Annotated in this window: 18 protein-coding genes and 1 riboswitch; of the genes, 11 read left to right on the forward strand and 7 right to left on the reverse strand. The window is 39.4% G+C overall.

What is annotated here, in order from left to right:
- Positions 1-25: 25 nt before the first annotated feature.
- Genes bioA through bioD form a run of 4 tightly spaced genes read left to right on the forward strand, consistent with a single transcriptional unit; the run spans position 26 to position 3,852 of the window.
- Entirely contained in the window at positions 26-1,306 is a 1,281-nt protein-coding gene (gene bioA / locus I5515_RS14840; protein ID WP_199968197.1) for an adenosylmethionine--8-amino-7-oxononanoate transaminase, read from the forward strand.
- 1 nt (position 1,307) lies between these two features.
- On the forward strand, positions 1,308-2,465 hold the full coding sequence (locus tag I5515_RS14845; RefSeq protein ID WP_199968199.1) for an 8-amino-7-oxononanoate synthase: 1,158 nt from the start codon (positions 1,308-1,310) through the stop codon (positions 2,463-2,465).
- Positions 2,462-3,211, forward strand: a complete 750-nt coding sequence (gene bioC, locus I5515_RS14850; protein WP_199968202.1) for a malonyl-ACP O-methyltransferase BioC — start codon at positions 2,462-2,464, stop codon at positions 3,209-3,211. The genes I5515_RS14845 and bioC overlap by 4 nt, the downstream gene beginning before the upstream one ends.
- Positions 3,208-3,852 (forward strand): dethiobiotin synthase, encoded by a 645-nt coding sequence (gene bioD / locus I5515_RS14855; RefSeq protein WP_199968204.1) that lies wholly within the window; start codon positions 3,208-3,210, stop codon positions 3,850-3,852. Before bioC ends, bioD begins: the two co-directional genes overlap by 4 nt.
- A gap of 64 nt (positions 3,853-3,916) precedes the next feature.
- On the opposite strand, the gene rluB is transcribed toward bioD, so the two are convergent.
- The 5 genes from rluB to I5515_RS14880 form a co-directional block, all read right to left on the reverse strand.
- Positions 3,917-4,840, reverse strand: coding sequence for a 23S rRNA pseudouridine(2605) synthase RluB (gene rluB / locus I5515_RS14860; protein WP_003653361.1), 924 nt, complete (start codon positions 4,838-4,840; stop codon positions 3,917-3,919).
- A 41-nt stretch (positions 4,841-4,881) separates the two neighbouring features.
- Positions 4,882-5,475 (reverse strand): SMC-Scp complex subunit ScpB, encoded by a 594-nt coding sequence (scpB, locus tag I5515_RS14865; RefSeq protein WP_004641560.1) that lies wholly within the window; start codon positions 5,473-5,475, stop codon positions 4,882-4,884.
- Entirely contained in the window at positions 5,472-6,263 is a 792-nt protein-coding gene (locus I5515_RS14870; RefSeq protein WP_199968211.1) for a segregation and condensation protein A, read from the reverse strand. The genes scpB and I5515_RS14870 overlap by 4 nt, the downstream gene beginning before the upstream one ends.
- 224 nt (positions 6,264-6,487) lie before the next feature.
- Positions 6,488-7,105: an L-threonylcarbamoyladenylate synthase gene (locus I5515_RS14875; protein WP_199968212.1), complete on the reverse strand. Its 618-nt coding sequence runs from the start codon at positions 7,103-7,105 to the stop codon at positions 6,488-6,490.
- An 89-nt stretch (positions 7,106-7,194) separates the two neighbouring features.
- A complete protein-coding gene (locus I5515_RS14880) occupies positions 7,195-7,857 on the reverse strand; it encodes an elongation factor P hydroxylase (protein WP_199968215.1) in 663 nt (220 codons plus the stop codon).
- Between the two features lie 96 nt (positions 7,858-7,953).
- Here I5515_RS14880 and I5515_RS14885 point away from each other — a divergent pair, with 96 nt between their 5' ends.
- The 6 genes from I5515_RS14885 to lysM all read left to right on the forward strand — a co-directional run bounded on the left by I5515_RS14885 (position 7,954) and on the right by lysM (position 11,626).
- Positions 7,954-8,514, forward strand: a complete 561-nt coding sequence (locus I5515_RS14885) for a YceD family protein (RefSeq protein ID WP_199968217.1) — start codon at positions 7,954-7,956, stop codon at positions 8,512-8,514.
- Between the two features lie 74 nt (positions 8,515-8,588).
- Positions 8,589-8,774 (forward strand): 50S ribosomal protein L32, encoded by a 186-nt coding sequence (rpmF, locus tag I5515_RS14890; RefSeq protein WP_000290730.1) that lies wholly within the window; start codon positions 8,589-8,591, stop codon positions 8,772-8,774.
- Positions 8,775-8,925: 151 nt separating this feature from the next.
- Positions 8,926-9,912, forward strand: a complete 987-nt coding sequence (fabD, locus tag I5515_RS14895; protein WP_005303062.1) for an ACP S-malonyltransferase — start codon at positions 8,926-8,928, stop codon at positions 9,910-9,912.
- Positions 9,909-10,643: a 3-oxoacyl-ACP reductase FabG gene (gene fabG / locus I5515_RS14900; RefSeq protein WP_199968219.1), complete on the forward strand. Its 735-nt coding sequence runs from the start codon at positions 9,909-9,911 to the stop codon at positions 10,641-10,643. The genes fabD and fabG overlap by 4 nt, the downstream gene beginning before the upstream one ends.
- A gap of 84 nt (positions 10,644-10,727) precedes the next feature.
- The gene (gene acpP, locus I5515_RS14905; RefSeq protein ID WP_004641570.1) at positions 10,728-10,964 is read left to right on the forward strand and encodes an acyl carrier protein; all 237 of its coding nucleotides are present in this window, start codon (positions 10,728-10,730) and stop codon (positions 10,962-10,964) included.
- A gap of 188 nt (positions 10,965-11,152) precedes the next feature.
- Positions 11,153-11,626, forward strand: a complete 474-nt coding sequence (gene lysM / locus I5515_RS14910; RefSeq protein WP_199968220.1) for a peptidoglycan-binding protein LysM — start codon at positions 11,153-11,155, stop codon at positions 11,624-11,626.
- 44 nt (positions 11,627-11,670) lie between these two features.
- Here the strand turns inward: lysM and I5515_RS14915 are convergent, their stop codons facing one another.
- Positions 11,671-12,438, reverse strand: a complete 768-nt coding sequence (locus I5515_RS14915; RefSeq protein WP_199968221.1) for a hydroxymethylpyrimidine/phosphomethylpyrimidine kinase — start codon at positions 12,436-12,438, stop codon at positions 11,671-11,673.
- Positions 12,439-12,535: 97 nt separating this feature from the next.
- Here I5515_RS14915 and I5515_RS14920 point away from each other — a divergent pair, with 97 nt between their 5' ends.
- Complete coding sequence (locus I5515_RS14920; RefSeq protein ID WP_199968222.1) at positions 12,536-13,210, forward strand: HAD-IA family hydrolase; 675 nt, start codon at positions 12,536-12,538, stop codon at positions 13,208-13,210.
- Positions 13,211-13,267: 57 nt separating this feature from the next.
- Here I5515_RS14920 and ribB read toward each other — a convergent pair whose 3' ends face one another.
- A complete protein-coding gene (gene ribB, locus I5515_RS14925; RefSeq protein ID WP_199968223.1) occupies positions 13,268-13,927 on the reverse strand; it encodes a 3,4-dihydroxy-2-butanone-4-phosphate synthase in 660 nt (219 codons plus the stop codon).
- A gap of 91 nt (positions 13,928-14,018) precedes the next feature.
- Positions 14,019-14,169, reverse strand: a riboswitch (FMN riboswitch).
- Positions 14,170-14,253 lie beyond the last annotated feature (84 nt).

The following is a 14,253-nucleotide window of genomic DNA, read 5'->3' on the forward strand; positions in this document are numbered from 1 at the left end:
TTGATTGCTGTAAAGGGTAACTAGGATGACCGATAATTTTGATTTGGAACATATTTGGCATCCTTATACTTCCATGACCAATCCGTTACCTACATTTAAAGTTAAGCGTGCTTATGGTGCGACAATTGAATTAGATGATGGGCGAACTCTCATTGATGGGATGTCTTCATGGTGGTGTGCTATTCATGGTTACAATCATCCTGAGCTCAATCAGGCGGTCACGGATCAATTACAAAACATGTCTCATATCATGTTTGGTGGATTAACTCATGATCCTGCCATTGAGCTTGGTAAAATTCTTTTAAAAATTACCCCACCAAGTCTCGATAAAATTTTTTATGCAGATTCAGGTTCTGTTGCTGTTGAAGTAGCCTTAAAAATGGCTGTGCAATTTTGGACTGCTCAAGGTCAACCGCAGAAAACCAACTTTATTACAACGCGTTCGGGCTATCACGGTGATACATGGAATGCGATGTCTGTGTGTGATCCAGTCACAGGCATGCATCAGATTTTTGGTACGAGTTTACCAAACCGCCTTTTTGTTACTGCGCCTCAAGTCAAATTTCATGAAGAGTGGAATCCAAAAGATATTGCAGAGTTAGAAAATGCAATTCAATTAAATCATGAAAATTTAGCTGCCCTCATTATTGAGCCGATTGTACAAGGTGCAGGAGGCATGCGTTTTTATCATCCTGAATATTTGCGTCAGGCCAAAGCACTTTGTGAAAAATATAACCTGCTTTTAATTTTTGATGAAATTGCCACAGGCTTTGGTCGCACTGGTAAGCTTTTTGCGTGGGAACATGCACAAGTTGAGCCTGATATTATGTGTATAGGTAAAGGCTTAACAGGTGGCTATATGACTTTGTCTGCGACTTTAACGACAAAACATGTTGCAGAAACGATTAGTCAGGGTGAGGCTGGGGTATTTATGCATGGCCCAACCTTTATGGCCAATCCGCTTGCTTGCGCGGTTGCTTTAAAAAGTACTCAATTGTTAATTGAACAAGATTGGCAAGCCAACATTAAACGAATTGAACAACAGCTTACTCAATATTTGACACCTTTAAGTGAGCTTGATTACATTGCTGATGTGCGAGTGCTAGGTGCTATTGGTGTAGTAGAACTCACCTTTAATGTTGATATGAAAACTTTACAGAAACAGTTTGTAGATCGGGGAATCTGGATTCGACCTTTTGGCAAACTAGTTTATGTGATGCCGCCTTATGTCATCACTCAACAAGAGCTAAGTAATTTGCTTGAACAATTGGTTGAAGTTGTTAAAAAATTGCAGGGAGCGCATTAAGATGTCATTGCTTGATCATTTTGCTACCGAGTTAGATGAGTTAAAACAACAAGGTAATTTCAGACAATTTACCCAAAATGTGCAGCATGGCCGTTTTATTACAATTCAAAATAAAACAATGCTGAACTTAGCTTCAAATGATTATCTTGGACTGGCGGCTGATATCAATCTTCGTCAAGAATTTTTAGATAGCTTGCCGTTAGAGCGGAGCTATTTTAGTTCTTCATCGGCCCGTTTATTGACGGGTAACTTTGATGAATATGAACAGTTGGAAAATAGCCTAAGCAAAGCATTTGGTGGTCGGGCAGCTTTACTATTTAATAGTGGTTACCATATGAATATTGGTATTTTACCTGCTGTTGCTGATGGAAAAACCTTAATCTTGGCAGATAAGTTAGTTCATGCAAGCATGATTGATGGAATACGTTTGTCTGGTGCTCAGTATGTACGTTATCGCCATAATGACTTAAAGCATCTAGAGCAACTTTTGCAAAAATATCATGATGACGACAAGATTGAACGCATTATTGTGGTGACTGAAAGTATTTTTAGCATGGATGGGGATGAAACTGATTTAGCTGCTTTGGTGCAACTAAAAAAACGTTTTGCCAAAACTATGCTCTATGTAGATGAAGCGCATTCAATCGGTGTACGTGGACAACAAGGTTTAGGATGTGCTGAGCAATACAATGTCATTCAAGATATTGATTTTCTAGTGGGAACATTAGGTAAAGCATTGGCAGCAGTGGGTGGCTACGTTATTTGTCATCCAATTATTAAAGACTATTTAATTAATAAAATGCGCCCACTTATTTTTAGTACTGCCCAACCGCCAATTGTTATGGCATGGGCAAACTTTGTGTTCCAAAAAGTATTACAAGCTCAGCCCCAACGTGAACATTTACAAACTATTAGTCAGTATCTTCAATATGCTGTTGTGCAAAAGGGTTACATTAGTCCATCAACAAGCCATATTATTCCAATTATTGTGGGCGAAAGTCAGGCTGCAATAGAAAAAGCAAAGCAGGTTCAAGAAAATGGTTTTTATGCCATGCCTGTACGTCCACCAACCGTTCCTCAAAATAGTTCTCGTTTGCGTATTTCTTTAACGTCAATGGTGCAGCAGCATGAGCTTGAAACATTGGTGAGTTTCCTGTGAGTTTGAATAAAACCTTAGTTGCTGAGCGGTTCGCTAAAGCGGGGCAGAGTTATTCAGAGCACGCCATTGTTCAAAAACAAATTTGTCAAAATTTAATGGGGTTACTTCAGCAATTTTGCTCTGTAAATATGCCACGTGTTTTTGAAATTGGTTGTGGGTCGGGTAATCTAACGCATTTGATCACAGCGTACTTTCAGCTTGAGCATTTAGTTTTAAATGATTTATATGTAGATGTGCAGCAACATTTTACTCATCAAGAAAAGTTAGAATGGTTAATTGGGGATGTTGAAACGTTAAAGCTTCCAGAGCAGCTCGACATGATTGTTTCTGGTTCAGCTTTGCAATGGATGCAAGATTTACCACGCTTGCTCGAACGTTGTAATGAATCTTTAGTTGATCAAGGCTGGTTATGTTTTTCAACTTTTGGGCCAAAAAATTTAATTGAAATTAAAGAGCTCACGGGTCAAGGCTTAAGTTATTGGTCTATCGAAAATTGGAATAGTGCCTTAACTCAGGCTGGTTTTGAGATTTTGCATTTGTCAGAGTCAGAGACCCAGCTCTATTTTGACTCCCCTAAAACAGTATTGCAGCATTTAAAATCAACAGGTGTAACAGCCACAGCACGGCATCGTTGGAATAAGCAGACTTTACAGCAGTTTTATCATGATTATGAACGGTTTAAACATGCCGGGGGTTATTCCTTAACATATCATCCGATTTATTGTATTGCCCGGAGAGTTAAATGAGCGGTCAGATTTATTTTGTGAGTGGAATTGATACCGAAATTGGTAAAACCTATGCCACTGGGTTCTTAGCAAAATTATGGACTGAACAAGGTAAAAAAGTAATTACCCAAAAACTCATTCAGACAGGTAATGCTGATATTTCTGAAGATATTGAAAAGCATCGTGAAATTATGGGGCAGGGTTGGTTTCAAGAAGATCATGATAAGCTCACCATGCCGGAAATTTTTAGCTATCCTGCTTCACCTCATCTAGCAACACGCCTAGATAACCGAGAAATTGATTTTCAAAAAATTGAGAATGCGACTCAAACATTGGCCGAGCGTTTTGACGTTGTATTGTTAGAAGGTGCAGGTGGTTTGATGGTTCCATTAACCACTCATCTGCTCACTATTGATTATGTCGCTCAGCATCAGTTTCCTGTCATTTTAGTGACTTCTGGGCGTTTAGGAAGTATCAACCATACGTTACTTAGTCTTGAAGCACTTAAGTCTCGTGGGCTTAAATTAAAAGCTTTGGTTTATAACTTAAAAGATGAATCTAAAGATCCATTAATTTCTCAAGATACCTCAAATTATCTGAAGGATTACTTGGCGGTTCACTTCCCTGAAGCAGAGTGGATTGAGTTGGCTAAGATGAATTAAAGCCAAAGTAGTAATAAAAAAACCGCTCAAATTAGAGCGGTTTTTTTATTACTACTGAATGTTTTTAGAACTTTTTAGAACCACGGTTAAAACCAGTTGATTTACGTTGGTTTCCAGTGTTAACAGGAGCTTCTTTTTCATCATCACGACGTTGTTGACGCAAGAAACCGCCACGACGAGCTGCCATTGGTTTTTCGGTCATACGGTCTGTACGACGTTTTGCCATACCAAATAAGCCTGTGCCTTGGCGTGGTTTTAACTCAACAGATTTTGCTAGATTGTCGATATCAGTTTTATCGAGTTCCATCCAGCGGCCAGTACGTAATTCGCGTGGTAAAATAACTGTACCGTAGCGTGTACGTAATAAGCGGCTTACTTTAAGTTCTTGTGATTCAAAAATACGACGAACCTCACGGTTACGACCTTCTTTCACTACCACTTGATACCAGCGGTTAATACCTTCACCACCAATTTCCGAGAAAGACTCAAATTTAGCTGGACCATCTTCAAGCTCAACACCAGTTACCATTTTTTGGCGTATTTTAGGCGTTACTTCACCCATCACTCGAACGGCATATTCACGTTCAATTTCATTTGATGGATGCATTAAGCGGTTAGCAAGCTCACCATCATTTGTAAATAATAATAAACCAGTACTGTTAATATCCAGACGGCCTACCATTACCCAGCGGTCATTTGCAATTTGTGGTAAATGATCAAATACGGTTGGGCGTTTTTCAGGATCATTACGTGAACAAATTTCGCCTTCTGGTTTATAGTAAATCAAAACACGACGACGAATTTCATCTTCAATTTGAAACTGAACTTTGCGGCCATCAATGCGTAATTCATCGCCTGGTTCAATGCGCTCACCCACTTGGGCAACACGACCGTTTACACTCACGCGTCCTGCGGCAATAACCTCTTCCATATATCGGCGGGAACCTAATCCGATTCGCGCTAATACTTTTTGCAATTTTTCACTCATGACAGCACAACCTTAGACATAATGATCAACAGTCCACCTCTTTATGATTTCGGTGCATTTGCATCGAGAGCCATAAAGGCTTCCTTGGCGTTCTGTAGGGGAGGCAATTGGCCTAGCGAGGCTAGACCAAAAGCATTCAGAAACTGAGGCGTTGTAATTAGCAACGCAGGTCTTCCGGGTAAATCTCTAAAACCGGCTTCTTTAATCCAGTTCCAGTCAAATAGTGTTCTAAGAATCTGACTATTATTAGATACACCACGAATTTGTTCAATATCAGCACGGGTAACTGGTTGATGATAAGCAATGACAGCCAGTGTTTCTAGCAATGAAGGCGACAGTTTTGTTGGTCGCTCGGGCCAAATTTGCGCAATAATACTACGATATTTAGATCTTACCTGAAAGCGAAACCCTTGTGCTGTTTCAATCAACTCAATAGATCGGCCATGTTGTAAGAGCGCGAGCTGTTGTAAAAGTTGACGAAGCTGCTGTTTATTATACTGATTATTGAAAGCTTCTTTTAAACGGGCAATTGAAACGGGTGCTTCACTGGCAAAAATAATTGCTTCAAGTTGTAATAAGACTTCGTGGTGAATGTCAGCTAATGACAAATCACTATTATTTTGTTCAAAACTCATAGTGAAGATCCTTGAATTGCTAAAGGAGCTTCAATACCAGAGGCAATAATTTTAACTCGCTGTTGTCGGGTTAATTCTAAAACAGCCATAAATGTAACAACCATTCCCATGCGACCTTGCAGAGGATTGAGTAATTCTTTAAAACTTAACACGTCACCAGACTCTAATTTCTCTTCAATATATGCAATGCGTTCTTCTAGTAATACAGGTTCTTGAGCCACGACATGCGTAACAGGTTCTGGACGGTTAAATACACAGAACAAAGCATCATGTAATACTGAGATATCATAGCCCTCATAAATAGGAGCGATATGACCTAAGCTTACATTAGCACTGAATGTATCACGCTCAAGAATTGGCATTTGACCTAAACGCTCAGCTGCTTGCTTAATACGTAAATAGGTTTCAAGTCGATCAATAAGTTCCTGCTTAGGATCTTTTTCAATACTGATAATGGTTGGCTTTGGTAAAAGTAAGCGAGACTTTAAATCAGCCAACAAAGCTGCCATCACCATATAATCTGCTGTTAGCTCAATATTTAAGGACTTCATACTATCCATATAGGTTAAATATTGAGTTGCTATGGGAGCAATATCGACTTGAATTAAATCAAAACCGTTTTTTTGAATCAGATAAATTAAAAAATCTAGTGGACCTTCAAACTGTTCGAGCAAAATCTCAAATGCAGCAGGAGGTATATAGAGATCTTCAGGAATCTTGTCATGCCACTCATCTAAAACACGGATGTGTGGAGCGTCTTCCATGGATTGATGAAGTGATTGATTCATTACGATTATAAGCCACGCGAATTTTCAAAAGCATGAGACTTGTTATTCAAGTCAAAGAGAGCTGTAAATAGAAGAACAGCAGATAGTGGAAATCATTCTAAATGAATTGTGTCTTTTAATAAATTACTTAACGACTAAAGTGTAAAAAAAATCCAAAATAAATAAAGAGTATTTTTTTGAGTGATAATACATTTTTTAAAACTATTGGTAAAAAATGTAAGTACTTATTCAAAAGCACTTACATCACCAACACCACGGCGGATAATTTCAGGATGTTCACCCGATAAGTCGACAATACTTGTACTTGTTAAAGTGCCGAAACCACCGTCAATAAATACATCGATTCGTTTATCTAACTGATTTTCAATATCGTAAGGATCATCTAGGGGATCTTGTTGTCCCGGTAAAATTAATGTACTGGTGAGTAAGGGTTCACCAAGTTCTTTTAATAGAGCCTGACAAATTGGGTTACTTGGAATACGTAAGCCAATGGTTTTCTTTTTAGGGTGCATCAATCTACGAGGAACTTCACTGGTTGCAGGTAAAATGAAGGTCGTAATAGCAGGTGTATTCGCTTTCAATAAACGATATGTCGCATTATCAACTTTTGCATAAGTAGCAATATCTGATAAGTCGCAGCACATAATGGCATATTGATGCTTAGGCCCCAAACCACGAATCTGTGCAATACGCTCCATGGCATTTTTATTACCAATTTGACAGCCAATTGCATAGGCAGCATCGGTAGGGTAGACCACAACATCTCCGGCACGAATGCGTTCAACCGCTTGGCTAATGAGGCGTTGCTGTGGATTTTCAGGATGTACATGTAAATGCATCATATTTTAGAGACTCCATCACGCCAGTGTTAAAATAATTATTAGGCTTTTTAAACAACCTATGCAAGTAATTAACGTGGTTTTTTTGTCAATTAATCAAGGAGTTCACGTTTAAATTCATTTGATTGTAATGCTATGTCTGGGCGTGTACATTGGCAAATAAAACCAATAAATGCAGCTGCATCACGTGGCAACTTGGCTTCACCTGAAAAGTAACGTTGTACTTGAGCATAAACATTATCTTTAAATATTTTGCCATCTCCGCCATCACCTGTGAGGTTATCAAGCGAGACTCTAAACTTTCTACCAAAAGACTGTGCAAACAACCATTCAATTGCTTGTGGCTTAATTTCTACTTGTTCAAATAGGCTTTGCTGTTCTTGAGTACGGCCATCGGGTGCATACCAATATCCCAGATCAGGTAGTAAGCGGCGTTTTTCACCAGCAATCGACCAATGACTGATTTCATGCAAGGCGCTGTTCAAAAAACCATGGGCGAATTGGATTTTAGCTGGACCCTGATTTGTTGCCGGGAAATATTCTGGTTCAAAATCTCCACGAACTAATGTCACATTATGGTGGGAAAACCAGTGATTAAAGTGTAAAATAAGCCAATCAACTTGCTCAGACTCCGATTTTGAGCTTGACCATGGTGAGAGTTGCACTATGTCAGGTACAAAGATGTTCTGATGCGTTGAATGGGTGCAAACGAGTAATGAAGTGTTAACTTCAGGTTGCGGCTGCAACAGGTGCATTGCTTAATTTACCCCGAGTTCTGTCTAAAGAAGTGCAAAATTGTATCTTAATCTTTGACAGAGTACCGATGAATTTGTAGAATTGCCGCCTTAATTATGTCAGCAAATACCTTTCCGGCACAGATTGAGCCGTTTAAATGGGCTGAACAAGGCTTTACATGGTCAGGTCAACTGCCCTTGTCTCGCTTTGCTCGTATCGCTCGTGAAGCTGTTGGATCAATTGATAATCAATTGGTCAACATAGACTGTAAGCTATCAATGGATGCATATCATCGCATTGTGTGGATGGATGGTCATATAGACACGATAGTTCCAATGGAGTGCCAACGTTGTTTGGAACCTGTTGAAATACCTCTTGTCTTAGACTTCCATATTGCATTAGTGGATGATGAGTCACTGATAGAGCGCTTGGATGAGGATGCTGATTTCATCGTTTTAGGTGAAAGTGAGTCTTCGACGAAAGGTGATTATGATACGCCTGCCTCGATTAACTTGCTCGCATTACTAGAAGATGAACTGTTATTGTTGGTGCCTTTATCTCCCAAGCATGATGCTTGTGAAAATAAACATCAACCTACCGTTCAAAATGTTGTTGAAGAAAAACGGGATAATCCGTTTGATGTTTTGGCAGGTTTGAAGGGTAAACTTAACTCATAATTTGTGATATAATTGTGAGATAAGACAACTGAATTTGTTCTGATCCATTTTTTCGATCTTTGTAAGGAGCCATCATGGCCGTTCAGCAAAACCGTAAAAGTCGCTCTCGCCGTGACATGCGCCGTTCACATGACGCTTTAACCGAGAATGCATTAACAGTAGACCAAGCAACTGGTGAAACTCATCGTCGTCACCACGTGACTAAAGACGGTTTCTACCGTGGTCGTCAATTATTCGCTAAAGCAGCTGATGCTGAATAATTGTATGATATGCATTAAGCGTGATGCTTAAGTATAGAAAAAATGGGAGCGAAAGCTCCCTTTTTTTGTTGTTTTTCGCAATTATAAAAATATAAATAACATGTTAAATTTCCGCTCCAGAAATGAGTGAAAACCCAAAAAAGGATTTCTTATGTCTGCTAAACGTCTTGAACAAGTAGCTTTAGCCACAAAAACTGCGTTTGTGTTTCCGGGTCAAGGTTCACAAAAAGTCGGTATGCTTGCTGAACTAGCAGAACAGTTTAGTGGGGTTGGGCAAACCTTTGCTGAAGCTTCGGATGCACTTGGATTCGATCTGTGGCATATTGCGCAAAGTGGTGAAGGCCTCAACCAAACAGAAAATACCCAACCTGTGTTATTAACTGCCAGTATCGCTCTATGGCGTGTATGGCTTGATTTAGGTGGTCTGGCACCTAAGTACCTTGCAGGACATTCTCTAGGTGAATACAGCGCCTTGGTTGCTGCAGGATCTATGAGCTTGGCAGATGCAGTGAAACTCGTGAATTTGCGTGGCAAACTCATGCAAAGCGCTGTTCCTCAAGGGGAAGGAGCTATGGCTGCAATCCTTGGTTTGGCTGATGAAAAAGTGGTTGAACTTTGCCAAATCGTGAATGCTGAAGGTCAAGGCTCAGTAGAAGCTGCAAACTATAATTCACAAGGCCAAGTCGTGATTGCTGGAAGTACAGCATCTGTACAACAAGTGATGGCTTTGGCAAAAGAGCAGTCTGCTAAGGCAATTGCTTTACCTGTGTCAGTTCCTTCGCATTGTTCATTGATGAAACCTGCTGCTGAAAAATTTGCAGAAGCTTTGGAACAAACTGCCATTGAGCTGCCTACCATTCCTGTAATACAAAATGTCAACGCGGGAATAGCTACCGATGTTGCTCAATTGCGTCAGGCATTAACTGCTCAATTGTACCAATCTGTACAATGGACAGACACGATGCAGTTTTTACAAGACCAAGGTATTCACTACGTTGTTGAGTGTGGCCCTGGTACAGTATTGAGTAATCTTGCGAAGCGTTTACCAAATATAGAAAAAGCTTTTGCTATTGATAGCAAGAGTAAAATGGAAGATGCCCTAAATGCTGTTTTAGTGGCAGAAGGAAAAATTGCATGACACAAGAACGCAAAGTTGCATTAGTAACGGGCGCGAGTCGGGGCATTGGCGCTGCAATTGCCCAGCAACTTATTCAAGACGGTTATTTTGTTGTAGGTACTGCGACATCTGAATCTGGCGCACAAAAGTTAAGTGAAAGCTTTGGTGAGCAAGGGGCAGGTTTAGCTCTCGATGTGCGTAATCTCGAAGAGATTGAAGCAGTCGTTTCTCATATTGAACAAAACTATGGCCCTGTGCTTATTTTGGTTAATAATGCGGGTATCACGAAAGACAATTTATTGCTGCGCATGTCAGAAGATGATTGGGATGATATTCTCAACATTCACCTCAAAGCTGTATATCGTTTATCTAAACGTGTGCTTAAAGGTATGACAAAAGCGCGCTTTGGCCGCATTATTAATATTAGTTCTGTTGTTGCGCACTTTGCAAACCCAGGTCAAGCGAACTACTCTGCTGCAAAAGCAGGTATTGAAGCGTTTAGCCGTAGTCTTGCAAAAGAAATGGGTAGCCGCCAAATCACTGTGAATAGTGTGGCACCAGGTTTCATTGCAACAGAAATGACAGATGCACTTAGTGAAGACATTCGCAAAAAAATGAGTGATCAAGTGGCTTTAAATCGCTTAGGTGAGCCACAAGATATCGCAAATGCGGTGAGTTTCCTTGCAAGTGATAAAGCAGGTTACATTACCGGTACGGTATTACATGTAAATGGTGGTTTATACATGGCTTAAGGCTGATGTATAAACTTTAAAAAATTTTTATATTCAATTAAACTAGTGGCAAATCAAACGCCACAAGCAATGAGGAGAATTCCTGTGAGCGATATCGAACTACGCGTTAAACAAGCAGTTGCAGAACAACTTGGTCTTAAAGCTGAAGAGATTAAAAACGAAGCATCTTTTATGGATGACTTAGGTGCTGACTCTTTAGATTTAGTTGAACTTGTAATGTCTTTCGAAAACGACTTCGACATCACTATCCCTGATGAAGATTCAAACGAAATCACTACAGTTCAATCTGCAATTGACTATGTAACTAAAAAACTTGGTTAATTCGCATATTGCTGATTAAAAAGAAGGCCACCGCAAGGTGGCTTTTTTTATTTGAGTAAAATAATTGATAGAGATACATATTTTTACAAGATCAATCCCAATTGATAGCAGAGGTGTCTCTTTTTTCAAGTATAACAATAAGGGTCAGTTTAATGACTTTACTATAAACAATAAGATGAGGACTAAAAATGGGTCTTTTTGATTTTGTAAAAGGTATTGGTAAGAAAAATACCGCACCAGCAGAACCACAAGCAGCTCCAGCTACACCAGCAGAACCTTCTGCACAAGAAATCGCAAATAAATTATTAGGTTTAATTAAAAGCCTAGGTCTAGGGGTGGAAGGTTTATCTGTAACCTATAATGGCTCAACTGATACTGCGACTATTAATGGTCAAGTACAAAGCCAAGCGGATAAAGAAAAAATTATTCTTATTGTTGGTAATGTAGACCATGTTGCCCAAGTAGATGATCAGATGACGGTTGCTACTCCTGAACCGGAAAGCAAATTTTATACAGTAAAATCTGGTGATAATCTTTCAAAAATTGCGAAAGAATTTTACGGTGATGCAAATCAGTATCCAAAAATCTTTGAAGCAAATAAACCAATGCTAAAAGATCCAGATGAAATTTTCCCTGGTCAGGTTTTACGTATTCCTCAATAATTGAGGGTAATAAAAAAAGGCGCTTTTAGCGCCTTTTTTTCTTTTTAAAACCTTTTTGGTATTTTTTGCCCATTTGGTACTGGAGTCTCAGCGTTCTTTAAAACTCCAAATAACCATGTTTCAGCATGCTGAACTGCAATTTTTAAAGAGTCATCTAAAGCCAAGCGACCAGCAATAAAACTTGCTAAAGAACAACCTGAACCATGGTACTCACCGTCTAAACGGGGGCAGCTACTACTCGCAACAAGTTCACCATTAATATATAAGCTATTTTTAATGTGATCTGGTGTATCTTCGTGTCCACCTTTGACTAATACAGCTTTAGCACCCATTTCGAAAAGTTTTTTGGTTGCTTCTTCTAGGTCATTAACACCCGTTAGAGCACGTAACTCGACTGTATTTGGGGTAATAATAGTAGCTAGGGGAATAAGCTCAACGAAAGCTTTGACAAGAGTTGCTTGATCACCTAAAGAACCACCGCTGTTTGCTACCAAAACAGGATCAAGTACATATTGATAGTCAGGATGTGCACGAAGAAACTCCGCTAGAGCAGCAATATTATCTGTAGTACCAAGCATGCCTGACTTAACGCATTTAATTGGTAAATCACCTACAACAGCATTTGCTTGAGCTAATAATAGTTCTTTTGAGGTTGCTTCGAAGCCAAATACTTTTTGTGAATTTTGAATGGTGAGAGCTGTACATGCAATTGCTGCATGGGCACCACTTTGTCCAATCGCTTCAATATCAGCTTGTAAACCTGCACCACCTGAGGGGTCTAAACCCGAGAAACAAAGTACGGTTGGACGCACGGTTATTTCCTTTTCAATTTAAATTTACGTTAGTATAAGAGAGTTTGATTAAACTCTCGACCAATTGAATTAAATACTTTACTGGGTTAGTGATTGAATGGCTATAAAACATATTTTGATTGATTTAGATGGAACCCTAACAGACCCCAAAGTTGGTATCCATACTTCAATTCGCTATGCAATGGATAAGTTAGGCTATCCATTGGCTGCCGATTTAAATATTGACTGGACGATTGGCCCGCCATTAAAACCATCACTAGCAAAATTATTAGCTACTCAAGATGATGCTTTAGCTGAACAAGCTTTACTCGCTTATCGTGAGCGTTTTTCAGTTACGGGCTTATTTGAAAATGAAGTATACCCATCTGTTGCAGAAACACTTAATGCATTGAAAAAAGAAGGGTATCGTTTGTTCGTTGCAACAGCTAAACCAACGATTTATGCAAAACGAATTTTAGATCATTTTGATTTAAGTCAATATTTTGTACATATTTATGGTAGTGAGCTTACAGGTGAGCGGACCAATAAAGCTGAACTCATTCATTATATCCTTGAGCATGAGCAGCTAAATCCAGAAGAATGTTTAATGGTAGGTGATCGACAATATGACATTTTGGGTGCTCGTCATAATGGTATTGAGGCAGTAGCAGTGACTTATGGTTATGGAACGCCAGAGGAAATTGAACAAGCACAGCCTAAAGCAATGATTGCACAATTCTCTGAACTTTTAGAATATGTTGAAGATCAAGCAACGCAAAAGAAAGTATCTTAAATATTATTAAATTTAATTTGAAGGTTTGGCTTTAAATAAGAGCCAAACCTTTTTTATTTAAATACCGTGTTGTTGGCGGTATTGAACGAGTTCTTCAATCGTAATCACGGTTAAATGATGAGTTTGGGCATATGCCAAAACTTGAATACCTGATGCCATGGTGCCATCTGGATTGGTTAATTCACATAATACGCCAGCAGGCTTAAGCCCAGCTAGTCTTGCTAGATCAATTGTTCCCTCAGTATGACCTCGGCGAGTAAGCACTCCACCACTACGTGCACGTAAAGGAAAAACATGGCCCGGACGGTTAAGATCACTTGGGACAGCACCATCTTTAATTGCAGTTTGAATGGTAGTAACACGGTCTTTAGCAGAAACACCTGTAGTAACACCCTGAGCTGCTTCAATAGTTACTGTGAAAGCTGTATGAAACTGGCTTGAGTTTTGAGAAACCATTGGTGGAAGTTCTAGATGATCTGCTAACTCTTCTGTAAGGCATAAACATACAATCCCTGAGCCATCACGAATCATACGTGCCATTGTTTCTACCGTTAAAGTTTCGGCTGCAACAATTAAATCTGCTTCATTTTCACGATCGAAGTCATCCATAACCAAGACAGGTTTGCCTTGACGAATATCTTCTAATGCTTGTTGAATACGTTGTTCAGCAGGAGAGAGGGTTGAGAAAAAAATTTCTGGTTGAATTAAGCTAGACATAATGAAACGCTCTCGTAAAAATACGGTTGAACATTTCAGGACTGATGTAAAAACAGGCTGTTACTGAAATAAAAACGGATTTATCCCAGTTCGTCGTCTTCTTTCATCCGGACTATACCGTCGGCTTTGGAGTTTCACCAAATCTGCTCAAATTACACAATTTAAGCTCGTGGGCTTGTCAATCTATCAATAAAAATTAACTTTACCACCGGTGGGGAATTACACCCCGCCCTGAAGCGATGGGTTTTATTATAGCGCGCTTGATAAAATTGGCTAGATGCTTTTGTAGAATGCTAAGTTTCTTTATGAATAAGTATTTTCACAAA

The sequence above is a fragment of the Acinetobacter calcoaceticus genome, assembly GCF_016508255.1.
Lineage (GTDB): Bacteria > Pseudomonadota > Gammaproteobacteria > Pseudomonadales > Moraxellaceae > Acinetobacter > Acinetobacter calcoaceticus_E.